The organism is Streptomyces collinus Tu 365 (assembly GCF_000444875.1).
In the GTDB taxonomy this organism is placed as follows: Bacteria; Actinomycetota; Actinomycetes; order Streptomycetales; family Streptomycetaceae; genus Streptomyces; species Streptomyces collinus_A.
On sequence record NC_021985.1, the window covers coordinates 2,890,153 to 2,904,586 of the forward strand.

The 14,434-nt window shown below is 71.6% G+C and carries 11 protein-coding genes and 1 pseudogene; 10 read left to right on the plus strand and 2 right to left on the minus strand.

All coding sequences use genetic code 11. From position 1 onward, the window contains the following. Positions 1-25 precede the first annotated feature (25 nt). Positions 26-1,024, plus strand: coding sequence for an NADP-dependent oxidoreductase (locus B446_RS12475; RefSeq protein WP_020939800.1), 999 nt, complete (start codon positions 26-28; stop codon positions 1,022-1,024). A gap of 95 nt (positions 1,025-1,119) precedes the next feature. Further along, complete coding sequence (locus tag B446_RS12480) at positions 1,120-1,545, plus strand: organic hydroperoxide resistance protein (protein ID WP_020939801.1); 426 nt, start codon at positions 1,120-1,122, stop codon at positions 1,543-1,545. A 58-nt stretch (positions 1,546-1,603) separates the two neighbouring features. Here B446_RS12480 and B446_RS12485 read toward each other — a convergent pair whose 3' ends face one another. Both B446_RS12485 and B446_RS12490 read right to left on the minus strand, forming a co-directional pair. Further along, positions 1,604-2,761, minus strand: a complete 1,158-nt coding sequence (locus tag B446_RS12485; RefSeq protein WP_020939802.1) for a serine hydrolase domain-containing protein — start codon at positions 2,759-2,761, stop codon at positions 1,604-1,606. Positions 2,762-2,931: 170 nt separating this feature from the next. Next, a complete protein-coding gene (locus B446_RS12490) occupies positions 2,932-3,810 on the minus strand; it encodes an SCO2400 family protein (protein ID WP_020939803.1) in 879 nt (292 codons plus the stop codon). A gap of 200 nt (positions 3,811-4,010) precedes the next feature. Between B446_RS12490 and B446_RS12495 the strand changes: the two genes are divergently transcribed. From B446_RS12495 to B446_RS12530, 8 genes and pseudogenes are all read left to right on the plus strand, one after another. After that, the gene (locus tag B446_RS12495; RefSeq protein ID WP_020939804.1) at positions 4,011-5,168 is read left to right on the plus strand and encodes a mandelate racemase/muconate lactonizing enzyme family protein; all 1,158 of its coding nucleotides are present in this window, start codon (positions 4,011-4,013) and stop codon (positions 5,166-5,168) included. Further along, positions 5,165-6,178: a zinc-dependent alcohol dehydrogenase gene (locus B446_RS12500; RefSeq protein ID WP_020939805.1), complete on the plus strand. Its 1,014-nt coding sequence runs from the start codon at positions 5,165-5,167 to the stop codon at positions 6,176-6,178. Before B446_RS12495 ends, B446_RS12500 begins: the two co-directional genes overlap by 4 nt. Before the next feature lie 145 nt (positions 6,179-6,323). Then, positions 6,324-7,289, plus strand: a complete 966-nt coding sequence (locus B446_RS12505) for a hypothetical protein (protein WP_020939806.1) — start codon at positions 6,324-6,326, stop codon at positions 7,287-7,289. A gap of 81 nt (positions 7,290-7,370) precedes the next feature. Then, the gene (gene chvE / locus B446_RS12510) at positions 7,371-8,480 is read left to right on the plus strand and encodes a multiple monosaccharide ABC transporter substrate-binding protein (protein ID WP_020939807.1); all 1,110 of its coding nucleotides are present in this window, start codon (positions 7,371-7,373) and stop codon (positions 8,478-8,480) included. Positions 8,481-8,515: 35 nt separating this feature from the next. Next, a pseudogene (mmsA, locus tag B446_RS12515) lies at positions 8,516-10,065 on the plus strand (multiple monosaccharide ABC transporter ATP-binding protein). Further along, positions 10,062-11,306, plus strand: coding sequence for a multiple monosaccharide ABC transporter permease (gene mmsB / locus B446_RS12520; protein WP_020939808.1), 1,245 nt, complete (start codon positions 10,062-10,064; stop codon positions 11,304-11,306). The pseudogene mmsA and the gene mmsB overlap by 4 nt, the downstream one beginning before the upstream one ends. A gap of 57 nt (positions 11,307-11,363) precedes the next feature. Beyond that, the gene (locus tag B446_RS12525; protein WP_020939809.1) at positions 11,364-12,518 is read left to right on the plus strand and encodes an aldose epimerase family protein; all 1,155 of its coding nucleotides are present in this window, start codon (positions 11,364-11,366) and stop codon (positions 12,516-12,518) included. A 101-nt stretch (positions 12,519-12,619) separates the two neighbouring features. Continuing rightward, complete coding sequence (locus tag B446_RS12530; RefSeq protein ID WP_020939810.1) at positions 12,620-14,395, plus strand: pyridoxal phosphate-dependent aminotransferase; 1,776 nt, start codon at positions 12,620-12,622, stop codon at positions 14,393-14,395. Positions 14,396-14,434 lie beyond the last annotated feature (39 nt).

Genomic DNA, 14,434 nt, shown 5'->3' on the forward strand with positions numbered 1-14,434 from the left:
TGAAGTAAATCGGAAAGGTCCCGTCATGATCAACCGCGAGTGGCACCTGCAGAGCCGTCCCGTCGGCTGGCCGAAGCCCGAGGACTTCGCCCTGGTGGAGGCGCCCGTGCCGACCCCCGGCGAGGGCCAGATCCTGGTACGCAACGCGTACGTCTCGGTGGACCCGTACATGCGCGGCCGGATGTCCGCCGCGAAGTCGTACGCCGCCCCCTACGAGCTGGGCAAGGTCATGCAGGGCGGTGCGGTGGGCGAGGTCGTCGCCTCGAACGCCGAGGGCTTCTCCGTCGGCGACCACGTCCTGCACTTCTTCGGCTGGCGCGAGTACGCGGCCCTGGACGCGCAGCACGCCGTCAAGGTCGACGCCTCGGCCGCTCCCCTGTCGACCTACCTCGGCGTCCTCGGCATGACCGGCCTGACCGCCTACGCCGGGCTGCTGCGCACCGCCTCCTTCAAGGAGGGCGACGTCGTGTTCGTCTCCGGCGCCGCGGGTGCCGTGGGCAGCCAGGTCGGGCAGATCGCCAAGCTGAAGGGCGCCTCCCGGGTCATCGGCTCGGCCGGCTCCGACGAGAAGGTCAAGCTGCTGCTGGAGGAGTACGGCTTCGACGCCGCCTTCAACTACAAGAACGGCCCGGTGGCCGAGCAGCTGCGCGAGGCCGCGCCCGACGGCATCGACGTCTACTTCGACAACGTCGGCGGCGACCACCTGGAGGCGGCCATCGGCTCGCTGAACCAGGGCGGCCGGATCGCGGTCTGCGGCATGATCTCGGTCTACAACAACACCGAGCCGGCCCCCGGCCCGCGCAACCTCGCCCGGCTGATCCAGACCCGCGGCCGCATCGAGGGCTTCCTGGTCGGCGACCACTACGACCTCCAGCCGCAGTTCGTCCAGGAGGTCGGCCCCTGGGTCGCCTCGGGCGCGCTGAAGTACCGCGAGACGGTCGTCGAGGGCATCGAGAACAACCTGGAGGCGTTCCTCGGCGTCCTGCGCGGCGACAACACCGGGAAGATGATCGTCAAGCTCTGACCCCTGGCCCGGGCTTCCGTGATGCGGTAACTTTTTTCCGAATCCGCCGTCGATCGTGGGCGCGAGTCACGGCGGACCGAGGAGGAAGACACCGCATGCCCATTCAGCAGTCCGACGTCCTGTACACGGCGGTCGCCACCGCGGAGAACGGCCGCGACGGCCGGGTCGCCACCGACGACGGCAGGCTCGACGTCGTCGTCAACCCGCCCAAGGAGATGGGCGGCAACGGCGCCGGCACCAACCCCGAGCAGCTGTTCGCGGCCGGCTACAGCGCCTGCTTCCAGGGCGCGCTCGGCGTGGTCGCCCGGCAGGAGGGCGCCGACGTCTCCGGCTCGACCGTCACCGCGAAGGTCGGGATCGGCAAGAACGAGGACGGCTTCGGGATCATCGTGGAGATCTCCGCGCACATCCCGAACGTCGGGGAGGCCGCCGCGCGCGACCTGGTCGAGAAGGCCCACCAGGTGTGCCCCTACTCGAAGGCGACCCGCGGGAACATCACCGTGACCCTCGCCTGCGAGTGATCGTTGCGCACGGCGGCGGCCGCATCCCTGGACGTGGGGTGCGGCCGCCGTGCCGTTCTCAGCGGGCCAGTGCCGCCCGGTGCACCGCTCGCACCAGCCGCTCGTTCTCCGGTGCCGCGCCGCCCGGGAACGCGAAGCGGCGGCGCGTGTAGCCGTAGGCCAGACCGCTGCGCGGGTCCGCGAAGGCCTGGGAGCCGCCGGCGCCGCTGTGGCCGATGGAGCCCGCCCCGAGCCACGGGTACCAAATGTCGGACGTGGCCTGGAAGCCGAGGCCGAACGACTTGTGGGCGCGCGCCACGAGGTCGTACCCGACGGAGTGCGGCCGGCCGAACTCGGCGACGGTGTCCTCCTTCAGCAGCGGTGCCCTGCCGTCGACCTCGCCGACGACGGCCGCGTACATGCCCGCCAGACCGCGCGCCGAGGCGACACCGCCCACCGAGGCCGGGCCCTTGGCGCGCACGAGGCGCTCGTTCGGCAGGGCCGCCAGGTCGGTCGGCTCGGCGGCGTGCCGGTTGAAGGCGATACCGGCGAGCGTGTGCGGGCCGCTCGGCAGGGCGTCGAGCACCGCCTGCTGCGCGGGGGTCGGCAGCATCGGCCGGACGGTGCGGAACCGGGCCTCCCGGGAGGCCGGCAGCCCCAGGAAGAAGTCCAGAGCGTAGGGAGCGCGGACCCGCTCCTCGAAGAGGTCCTGGACGGTCCGGCCCGTCGCGCGCCGGACCACCTCGCCGGTGAGCGCGCCGATCACCAGGGCATGGTCGCCGAAGGCCGTGCCCGGCCGCCAGAACGGCCGCTGGTCGGCGAGGCGCTCGGCCAGCGCCCGGTCGTCGGCCAGCTCCGCCGCGCTGAAGCCGGTGTCGGTGCCGACCAGCCCGGCGCGGTGCGCGAGCAGGTCGCGCAGGGTCAGCGCGCCCTTGCCCTCGGCGCCGAACTCGGGCCAGTAGTAGGTGACCTTGCGGTCCAGCTCCAGCGTGCCGTCCTGCACGAGCAGGGCCGTGACGAGGTGGGCGGCGCCCTTGGTGGAGCAGAGGACCCCGTACAGCGAGTCCCCGTCGGCGCCCTCGCCCGCCCACAGGTCGACGACCCGCCGGCCGTGCACATGGGCGCACACCTGCCCCTCGTAGTCCTCCCGTTCCTCGCCGACGAAGGCGGCGAACTCCTCACGCACCACTTCGAAGCCCTCGGCGACCGTGCCGTGCACGGTGGTCCCCTGAGTCATCCGCTCTCCTCGACTGAGCCGCCGCTCGCTGCTCCTGCGTGCGCAACGCCCGGTGCGGCCTCGGGCGCTCCCGGGATCGTGTACGACGAGACGCACCCGTCCGTCTCAACCGCTCCGCGGGCCGGTCGGGTGCACCGGTGCCCGGGACGGCCGAGGGCGGGGTGGTCCGCCTACGTGCACCACCACAGGAACCGGTTGCACGTCCGGGTCGGCGACGGCTGCGGCGCCGGCGCGGAGTTCGACGGGGCCGAGGTCGGGGTGGACGCCGGCCGGGAGGGCGCCGGACCGGCCGGCGCCGAGGCGGTCGGGCCCGCGCCCGCCGTGGCCGGCTGGGCCGACTCGCCGTCGGCGGACGGCGACTTCGACGCCTTGTCCTTCGGGGACTTCGAGGCGGAGGCGGAGGGCGACGCGTCCGCGGAGGCGGAGGCGCCCCGCCGCCCCGGGGTGCCCGACGGGGCGTCCGGAGGGGCCGCCGCCCGGTCCGGGGACGCGGAGGCGCCGCCGTCCACCGCGGCGTCCCCGCTCACCGCCGGGCCGCCGCCCGAGAAGGGCGCGAAGGGGGCGTCCGTGCCGAGTTCGGCGAGGCTCAGACCCCCGGCCGCCAGCACGAACCCGGCGGCCACCAGCAGGAGGCGGCGGCGCCTGCGCCGGTGTGCGGCCGCCTTGCGGTCGCGCCGGGCGGAACGGCCCCGGGGCTCGCCCCCGTCCTCACCGCCGAAGGGGCCGGTGCCGTCATGGTCCTCATGGAGGTCCTGCCCGTCGTGGCCCTCGTGGAGGTCGCCGTCGTCCGGGCCGTCCCGGAAGCCGTCCTGCCCGTCCCGGAAGCCGTCCTGCCCGTCCCGGTCGTCGTACGGGCCGTCCCCGTGGCCATGCGGCCAGGCGGGTGCCTCCGTGAAGGTCTGCTGCCCGTACGGCGCCGCGGCCGTGCCCGCGTACGTGGGCGTGGCGGGAGCGGCCGCGTGCGCGGGAACGGACCGCGCCGGAGCGCCGCACCCCGGGCAGGCGAGGGCGCCGTTGAGGTGCCGTTGGCACGGGTGGCAGAAGTCCATGACGCCGGAAGACTAGATTCCCCGCCGGTCACGTTCCTAGGGACCTCTGTGAAGGTTTGGTGCGGGACCGAAAAGGCTCTCGACAGGCTTGTCGAAACTGTTACCTGTTCGCCCCATTGACACCCCCGCCGCGCCGTCCTTACTGTCACGCCAGCATTTCGAACGTGTGACGAAATCTCGAACAACGAGGGGCAACTGCCGTGCGCATCACCGGAATCAGCACGCACGTGGTCGGGACGCCGTGGCGCAACCTGACCTACGTCCAGGTGCACACCGACGAGGGGATCACCGGCGTCGGCGAGACCCGGATGCTCGGTCACACCGACGCGCTGCTCGGCTACCTGCGCGAGGCCGAGGCCAACCACGTCCTCGGCTCGGACCCGTTCGCCGTCGAGGACCTCGTGCGCCGGATGAAGTACGGCGACTACGGGCGGGCGGGCGAGATCGTCATGTCGGGCATCGCGGTCGTCGAGATGGCGTGCTGGGACATCAAGGGCAAGGCGCTCGGCGTCCCGGTGTGGCAGTTGCTGGGCGGCAAGGTCACCGACCGGGTGAAGGCGTACGCCAACGGGTGGTACACGACCGAGCGGACACCGGAGGCGTACCACAAGGCCGCGCAGGGCGTCATGGAGCGCGGCTACCGGGCCCTGAAGATCGACCCGTTCGGCACCGGGCACTTCGAACTGGACCACGAGCAGACCCTGTACGCCGTCTCCCTCATCGAGGCGGTGCGCGACGCCATCGGTCCGGACGCCGAGCTGATGCTGGAGATGCACGGCCGCTTCTCCCCCGCCACCGCCGTGCGGCTGGCCCGGGAGATGGCCCCCTTCGCGCCGGCCTGGCTGGAGGAGCCCTGCCCGCCGGAGAACCTCAAGGCGCTGGAGAAGGTCGCCGCCAAGGTGGACATCCCGGTCGCCACCGGTGAGCGGATCCACGACCGCATCGAGTTCCGCGAGCTGTTCGAGAGCCAGGCCGTGGACATCATCCAGCCGGACGTCGGCCACATCGGCGGCATCTGGGAGACGCGCAAGCTCGCGGCCACCGCCGAGACCCACTACATGCTGGTCGCCCCGCACAACGTGGGCGGTCCGGTGCTGACGGCGGCGAGCCTCCAGGTCGGCTTCACCTCCCCGAACTTCAAGATCCTGGAGCACTTCAACGACTTCGCGGACGCGGAGATCAAGAAGGTCGTCAAGGGCGCCCCCGAGGTCGTCGACGGCTACTTCCACCTCAGCGACCGGCCCGGCCTCGGCGTCGAGCTCGACACCGACGCGGCGGCCGAGTTCCCGCAGCAGCAGGCCCGGTTCGACCTGTGGGCCGAGGGCTGGGAGCAGCGCAAGCCGAAGGGCACGCAGTGACCGCCCGGCCCTCCCAGGTCCTGATCGAGGAGCCCGGCGCCCACCGGGTGGAGGACCACACGCCGCGGGAGCCCGCGCCGGGCGAGGCGCTGGTCGCCGTGCACGCGGTCGGCATCTGCGGCAGCGACCGCGAGGTGTACCAGGGCAACCGCCCCGAGGGGTACGTCCGTTACCCGCTCACACCCGGCCACGAGTGGTCCGGGACGGTGCGGGCCGTGGGCGCCGGGGTGCCCGCCTCGCTCGTCGGGCGCAAGGTGGTGGGCGAGGGGTTCCGCAACTGCCAGGTGTGCGACCGCTGTCACGCGGGCGAGACCACGCTGTGCTCGGCCGGGTACGAGGAGACCGGGTTCACCCAGCCGGGCGCCATGGCCGCCACGCTCACCCTGCCCGCCCGGCTGCTGCACCCGCTCCCGGACGACGCCGACCTCACGGCCGCCGCCCTGCTGGAGCCGGCCGCCTGCGTCGCGGCCGCCGCGCTCAAGGCGGCCGCCCGGCCCGGCGAGCGGGTCGCGGTGGTCGGCACGGGCACCCTCGGGATGTTCGCCGTGCAGTTCCTGCGGGCCGTCTCCCCGGCGGAGCTGCTCGTGGTGGGCACGCGCGACGACCGGGAGGCGCTGTCCCGGCGGTTCGGGGCCACCGGCTTCCGGCTCCGCGACCAGGACCTGCCCGACGACTTCGACGTGGTGATCGAGACCGCGGGCTCGGCGTCCGCGGCGCGCACCGCCGCCGCGCTGCTCCGGCGCGGCGGGCGGCTGGTGCTGACCGGCATCCCGGCGCCGGGCGCGGACGGGCTGGACCCGACCGACCTGGTGGTCAGGCAGCTGGAGGTACACACCGTCTTCGGGGCACCGCCGGACGCCTGGGCACACGCCGTACGGGTGTTCGGCGCCGGACTGCTCGACCCGTTGCCGCTGGTCACGCACGAACTGCCGCTGACCGAGTTCCCGCAGGCCATCGAGTTGGTGGGGGCCGGGGATCCGAAGGTGGGCAAGGTGCTGCTCCGCCCCTGACCGTACGCCGGCCGGGACGTGACCTGACGGCGCCCCGACCGGCGTACCACCGGGGCCGGCCTCACTTTTTCCACCGCACCGCCGAGGCCCCGCTCCGCCCTGAGCCGCGAACCTTGTCCGAAATACCGAACACGAAGGACAGCCAGTGACCGACGCTTCCGCCCCGGCGGCCCGCAGGCCCGGCGAGCAGGTGCTCGCCGCACTCGGCCTGGACGCGCCCGCCCTCGACCCCGCCGACGCCTCCGCCCACAGCTTCCCGGGCGGCGGCCGCTGGCGCACCGAGATCCCCTCCTGCGAGGGTCCCGAGGCGCTGGCGGTGGTGCTCAAGGAGTCCTCCCGCCTCGACGTGCCGATCCACCGGATCAGCCAGGGCAGCGGGGTGTGGATGCTCACGGACGCCGAGATCACCGAGATGGTCGAGGTGACCGCCGAGCGCGACATCGAGCTGTGCCTCTTCACCGGCCCGCGCGGCACGTGGGACATCGGCGGCTCGGTGCGCTCCGACTCGCGGGGGGCCGGACTGCGCGCCCGTGGCCACGACGCCGTCGCCGGCTGCGTCGAGGACGCCGTCCGGGCCACCGAACTGGGCGTCAGGTGCCTGCTGGTCGCCGACGAGGGCGTGCTGTGGACCCTGCACCGGGCGCGGGAGACGGGGATCATCCCGGCCGACACCACCCTCAAGGTCTCGGCGCTGATCGGCCCGGTCAACCCGGCCGCGTACGCCGTCTTCGAGCGGCTCGGCGCCGATTCCGTCAACGTGCCCAGCGACCTGACGCTGGACCACCTCACCGAGATCCGCCGGGCGTCCGCCGCCCCCATGGACATGTACATCGAGGCCCCCGACGACCTCGGCGGCTATGTGCGGATGTACGAGGTCGCCGAGCTGATCAGACGCGGCGCACCGCTCTACCTGAAGTTCGGTCTGTCCAAGGCTCCCGGCATCTACCCGTGGGGCACCCACCTGCGGGACGTGACCCTGGACACCGCCCGGGAGCGGGTGCGGCGCGGCCGGCTCGCCCTCGACCTGCTCGCCCGGCACGGCGCGGGCGGCGACATGGCGCCGCTCGGCAGCCGGCTGCCCGGTCCGCTCAGGCGCTTCCCCACGGCCTAGCCCCTCCCACCCCGCAACCGCCCCGACTCCCCACGACTCCCCACGACTCTCGACGACGAGACCACCAAGGACGGATCACCCATGCGCAATCGCAGAGCCGCACTCGCCGCCATAGCCGGAGCCGCCTCGCTCGCCCTCACCCTGACCGCCTGCGGTCAGGACAGCTCGGGCGGCAGCAAGGACAAGGGAGGGGACACCAAGGGCGCCACCATCGGCATCGCGATGCCGACCAAGTCCTCCGAGCGCTGGATCGCGGACGGCAAGAACGTCGTCAAGAACCTGGAGTCCAAGGGCTACAAGACCAAGCTGGTCTACGGCGAGGACGACCCGGACACCCAGGTCTCGCAGATCGAGAACCTCATCACGCAGGGCGTGAAGGGCCTGATCGTCGCGGCGATCGACAACAAGTCCCTGGGCAACGTGCTCCAGGAGGCCGCCGACGCGAACATCCCGGTCATCGCCTACGACCGGCTGATCCTCGGCACCAAGAACGTCGACTACTACGCCTCGTTCGACAACGAGAAGGTCGGCAAGCTCCAGGGCACCTACATCGTGCACCGGCTCGGCCTGGACAGCGGCAAGAAGGGCCCGTTCAACATCGAGCTGTTCGCCGGCTCGAACGACGACAACAACACCAAGTACTTCTTCGGCGGCGCGATGAGCGTGCTGCAGCCGTACATCGACAAGAAGCAGCTGGTGGTCAAGTCCGGCCAGACCGCGCTCAACAAGGTCACCACCCTGCGCTGGGACGGCACCACCGCCCAGCACCGCATGGAGGACATCCTCACCTCCGCCTACAAGAGCGGCCGGGTGGACGCGGTGCTCTCCCCCTACGACGGCATCTCGATCGGCATCCTGTCCGCGCTGAAGTCGGACGGCTACGGCTCCGGCAGCAAGGCGCTGCCGGTCGTCACCGGCCAGGACGCCGAGCTGGCCTCGGTGAAGTCGATCATCGCCGGTGATCAGACGCAGACCGTCTACAAGGACACCCGCCAGCTCGCCAAGGTCGCCGCCACCATGGTCGACGACGCGCTCAAGGGCAAGAAGCCGCAGGTCAACGACACCAAGACCTACGACAACGGCACCAAGGTCGTGCCCGCCTACCTGCTGCAGCCGGTGAGCGTCGACAAGAGCAACTACCAGCAGGTGCTGGTCGACGGCGGCTACTACACCGAGTCCGAACTGAAGTGACCCGCCCCGTCTCCTACTGATTGGAAGGCACGACCATGGCGGGACCCGTCCTGGACATGCGCTCGATCGTCAAGACCTTTCCCGGCGTCAAGGCGCTGTCGGACGTCACCCTGACCGTCCGGCAGGGCGAGGTCCACGCCATCTGCGGGGAGAACGGCGCCGGCAAGTCCACCCTGATGAAGGTGCTCTCCGGCGTCCACCCGTACGGCAGTTACGAGGGGGACATCCTCTTCGAGGGAGAGGTCTGCCAGTTCAAGGACATCCGGGCCAGCGAGCAGCGCGGCATCGTGATCATCCACCAGGAGCTGGCGCTGGTGCCGTACCTCTCCATCGCGGAGAACCTCTTCCTCGGCAACGAGCACGCCAGGCGGGGGCTCATCAACTGGAACGAGACCCTCCGGCACGGCACCGAACTGCTGCGCCGGGTCGGGCTCGACGAGCACCCGGAGACCCGCGTCGCCGACATCGGCGTGGGCAAGCAGCAGCTCGTGGAGATCGCCAAGGCGCTGTCGAAGTCGGTGAAGCTGCTGATCCTGGACGAGCCGACGGCCGCCCTCAACGACGAGGACAGCGGCAAGCTCCTCGACCTCATCCTGGAGCTGAAGAACCAGGGCATCACCTCGATCATCATCTCCCACAAGCTGGGCGAGATCCGCCGGGTCGCCGACTCGGTGACGATCATCCGGGACGGCCGGTCGATCGAGACCCTCGACGTGAAGGCCGCGGGGACGACGGAGGAGCGGATCATCGCCGGCATGGTCGGCCGTGACCTCGACCACCGCTTCCCCGAGCGCACCCGCACGAACCTCAGGAGGGCGCGGCGCCCGCCCTGGAGATCCGGGGCTGGACCGTCTTCCACCCGATCGACCAGCAGCGCAAGGTCGTGGACGACGTGTCCCTGAGCGTGCGCCGCGGGGAGATCGTCGGCATCGCGGGGCTGATGGGCGCGGGCCGCACCGAACTGGCGATGAGCGTCTTCGGGCGCACCTACGGCCGGTACGCGGCCGGGACGGTCCTGAAGGACGGCACGGAGATCCGGACGAAGACCGTCCCGGAGGCGGTGCGGCACGGCATCGCCTACGTGACCGAGGACCGCAAGCACTACGGCCTCAACCTCATCGACACCATCAACCGCAACATCTCGCTGACCGCGCTGGGCAAGGTCGCCCGCCGGGGCGTGGTCGACGAGCACGAGGAGCGGCAGGTCGCCGAGGGCTTCCGCACCTCCATGAACATCAAGGCGCCGACCGTCTTCGAACCGGTGGGCAAGCTGTCGGGCGGCAACCAGCAGAAGGTCGTCCTCAGCAAGTGGATCTTCGCGGGCCCGGACGTGCTGATCCTCGACGAGCCCACGCGGGGCATCGACGTGGGCGCCAAGTACGAGATCTACACGGTCATCGACCAGCTCGCCGCCCAGGGCAAGGCGGTCGTCTTCATCTCCTCCGAGCTGCCCGAACTGCTCGGCATGTGCGACCGCATCTACACGATGGCCGCCGGGCGGCTGACCGGTGAGGTGCCGCGGTCCGAGGCCACGCAGGAAGTGCTGATGCGCCATATGACGAAGGACAAAGAGGTATCCCGATGAGCACGGATGTCACCGCCAAGAGCCCGGCCCCCGCGCCGCCGGGCAGGAGCGGACCGGCCGCCGAGGGGGGCCTGCTCCGGCTGATGCTGGACGGCCTGCGCCGCAACATGCGCCAGTACGGCATGCTGATCGCGCTCGGCCTGATCGTGGTGCTGTTCGCGATCTGGACCGACGGGGACCTGCTGCTGCCGCGCAACGCCTCCAACCTGGTGCTGCAGAACAGCTACATCCTGATCCTCGCGATCGGCATGATGCTGGTGATCATCGCCGGGCACATCGACCTCTCGGTCGGCTCGCTGACCGCGTTCGTCGGCGCCTTCGCCGCCGTGCTGACCGTGCAGCACGGGCTGTCCTGGCCGGTCGCGCTGGTGCTGTGCCTGCTGGTGGGCGCGGTGGCCGGCTCGGTGCAGGGCTATCTGATCGCCTATCTCGGCATACCGTCGTTCATCGTCACCCTGGCCGGGATGCTGCTCTTCCGCGGTCTGACCGAGATCCTGCTCAAGGGGCAGACCCTCGGCCCCTTCCCCGACGGGCTGCAGAAGCTCGGCAACGGCTTCCTGCCCGAGGTCGGCCCGCACACCAACTACCACAACCTCACCCTGCTGCTCGGCCTGGTGCTGATCGCGGCCGTGGTGTGGCAGGAGGTCCGAGGCCGGCGCCGTCAGCAGGAGTTCGCGCTGGACGTCCTGCCCACCCGGCTGTTCCTGCTCAAGCTGACCGCCCTGGTCGCCGCGATCCTCGCGCTCACCCTGCTGCTCGCCAGCTACAAGGGCGCCCCGATCGTGCTGATCATCCTCGGCGCGCTGGTGGTCGGCTACGGCTACGTGATGCGCAACGCGGTGTTCGGCCGCCACATCTACGCCATCGGCGGCAACCTGCCGGCGGCCAAGCTGTCCGGCGTGAAGGACAAGAAGGTCACCTTCTACGTCTTCCTGAACATGGGCGTGCTCGCGGCCCTGGCGGGTCTGGTGGTCGCCGCCCGCCTGAACGCGGCCTCGCCGAAGGCCGGCGTCAACTTCGAACTCGAGGCCATCGCCTCGTCGTTCATCGGCGGCGCGTCCATGAGCGGCGGTGTCGGTACCGTCCTCGGCGCCATCATCGGCGGTCTGGTCCTCGGCGTGCTGAACAACGGCATGAACCTCCTCAGCGTCGGCACCGACTGGCAACAGGTCATCAAGGGCCTCGCCCTGCTGGTGGCGGTCGGGTTCGACGTGTGGAACAAGCGCAAGTCCGGTTCGTAAGTCAGATCGGGCCCCGCCGGACAGCCGGTGGGGCCCCTTCCTTTACGGGAGCCGCAAGTGGAACTGAACAGACGTACGGTCATCGCGGGAGCAGCGGCGGCGGGCCTGGCCGCCACCACCCTCGGCCCGGGCACCGCCCAGGCCGCCGTCCCGGGCGGGAAACCGGTGAAGCACCTCTTCGGCAGGCTCGCCGACGGCACCAAGGTGTACCGCTGGTCGCTGGCGAACGGCGGCACCCGGCTGAAGGTGCTGTCCTACGGCGGCATCGTGCAGAGCCTGGAGGTCCCCGACCGGCACGGCCGGCACGCGAACGTCGTCGCCGGGTTCGCCGGCCTCGACGACTACGTGGCGAGCAGCCCGTACTTCGGCGCCCTGATCGGGCGGTACGGCAACCGCATCGGCAAGGGCCGGTTCACCCTCGACGGCACCGCCTACCAGCTGTCCGTCAACGACGGCGAGAACAGCCTGCACGGCGGCGCCAAGGGCTTCGACAAGCACGTGTGGGACGTCGAGCCGTTCACCCGGGGCTCCGACGTCGGGCTGCGCCTGTACTACACCAGCGTCGACGGGGAGATGGGCTACCCGGGCACCCTGCGGTCGAAGGTGACGTACACCCTCGACCGGCACGGCGCCTGGCGCATCGACTACGAGGCCACCACCAACCGGGCGACCGTCGTCAACCTCACCAGCCACGTCTACTGGAACCTGGCGGGCGAGGGCAGCGGCACGATCGAGGACCACGAGCTCACGATCGCCGCCTCCCGCTACACGCCCACCGACGCGGGCCTGATCCCCACCGGTGAACTGGCCCGGGTCGGCGGCACCCCGTTCGACTTCCGCCGCGCCAAGCCCATCGGCCGGGACATCCGGGCCGGCCACGTCCAGCAGGTGCAGGCCAAGGGCTACGACCACAACTGGGCGCTGGACAAGGGCATCACGGCGGGGCCCAAGCACGTGGCCACCCTGCGCGACCCGCGCTCCGGGCGCACCCTGGCCATCGCCACCGACCAGCCGGGCCTGCAGTTCTACTCGGGCAACTTCCTCGACGGCACCCTGACCGGCACCGGCGGCCGCACCTACCGCCAGGGCGACGCCCTGTGCCTGGAGACGCAGCACTTCCCGGACTCGCCGAACCACGCGAACTTCCCGTCGACGGTGCTGCGGCCGGGGCAGACGTACCGGACGAGCACGGTGCACACGTTCGGCACGTGAAACGGCTCACACCGCTGGTGAGTTGAACGCCACCGCGGTCCCCTCCGTATCCATGGGCGGCCCGTGCTCCCCCGCACGGGCCACCCTTCACGGAGGTTCTCTTGCCTGACAACGTCACCTCGTTGTTCCGCAACACCGCCGCGCACAGTCCTTCGATGGCGGCGCTGGCGCGGGAGAGCGACGGGACGGGTCCGGTCGACTTCTGTATTCCGTGCAACCCCTACTTCCCGACCCCGGCCATGTTCGAGGAGATGGGGAACCGGCTGCGCGAGATCATCACGTACTACCCGAGCAGCGCCGACACCATCACGGCCGAGCTGTGCAGCCTGCTCCAGCTGCCGCCGCAGTGCGTGGCGATGGGCAACGGCTCGACGGAGCTGATCACCTGGATCGACCACCTCCTGGTCCGCGAGTCCCTGGCCGTCCCCGTCCCCACCTTCGGCCGCTGGACCGACCAGCCGATGGAGACCGGCAAGCGGGTCGACATGTTCCCGCTCCAGGAGGCGAACGGCTTCGCGCTCGACCTCGCCCAGTACGCCGAGTTCCTCCGGACCCGGGGCACCCGGGTGGCGGTGATCTGCAACCCGAACAACCCCGACGGCGGCTATCTGCGCAAGCAGTCGGTGGTGCAGTTCATGGACGCCATGGCCGATCTGGACCTGGTGGTCGTCGACGAGTCCTTCCTGGAGTTCGCCGACGCGGAGACGGAGCCGAGCGTCGTCCAGGAGGCGATGCTGCGGCCCAACGTCGTGGTGCTGCGCAGCCTGGGCAAGAACTTCGGCCTGCACGGCATACGCTTCGGGTACCTGGTCGCCAACCCGGCGCTCGCGGGGAAGATCCGCTCGATGCTGCCGAAGTGGAACCTCAACTCCTTCGCCGAGCACGTCGTCTTCATGCTGCGCGAGCACGGCGCGGAGTACGCGCAGAGCCTGCAGCAGGTGCGCCGCGACCGCCTGGACATGGCGAGCCAGCTCTCCGCGCTGCCCGGCCTCACCGTCTACCCCTCCCAGGGCAACTTCCTCTTCGTGCGCCTTCCCGTCGGCGCCGAGGGCACGGTGGTCCGGGACCGGATGCTCACCGAGCACCGGATCCTGGTCCGCGAGTGCGGTAACAAGATCGGTTCTTCCAGCCGCTTCCTGAGACTCGTGGTGCGCCCCCAGGTCGACGTGCGTCGCCTGGTGTCCGGCCTGGAGCAGGTGCTCTACGGGTCCAGGAGGGGAGCCGCCGTACCCGAGCTGGGCAACGGGACCAGCTACAGCTCGGGTACGGCGGCGGTGGACCGGCTGGTGAGCGAGACCAACGGGTCCGGCATGCGGCTGGCCGCTCAGGCCGCCGCGGCCGCCCCCACCCCGGGGCTCGCCACCGCCCCGGCCGCCGGCACCGGCATGCCGCTCCCCGCCGCCGCGGCACCGGCCGGCGGTGGGATGCCGCTGCCGGCGGCAGCCCAGGCGTTCCCGGCGCAGCAGCCGATGGCTCCCGCGCCGGCCCCCGCCCCGGCACCGGCGCCCTTCCCGCCGGCGGCAGCGGCCCCCGCGCCCGCCCCGGCGCCCCCCGCCCCCACGCCGGTCCCGATGCCCCCCGCCCCCGTCCCGATGGCCCCCGTCCCGATGGCCCCCGCCGCGATGGCCCCCGCTCCGCTTCCGGCCGCTCCGCCCGTCCCCGCCCCGGCACCCGTGCCCGCCCCGGTGCCCGCCCCGGTGCCCGGTCCGACCCCGCCGGGTGTCCCGGCCCGCGGCGGTCTCACCGCGGCCCAGGTCCGCGGGATGACCGCGCCGCCCACGCCGGCCCCCGCCACCGGCCTCTCCCCGGCCCCGGCCACCGGCTGGCCCAACGCGCAGAGCTGGCCGAACGCGGCGGGCATGGGCCAGACGGGCTGAGCCGGCCGCCCGGTACGTCACGGGTCCCGCCGCCCCGGA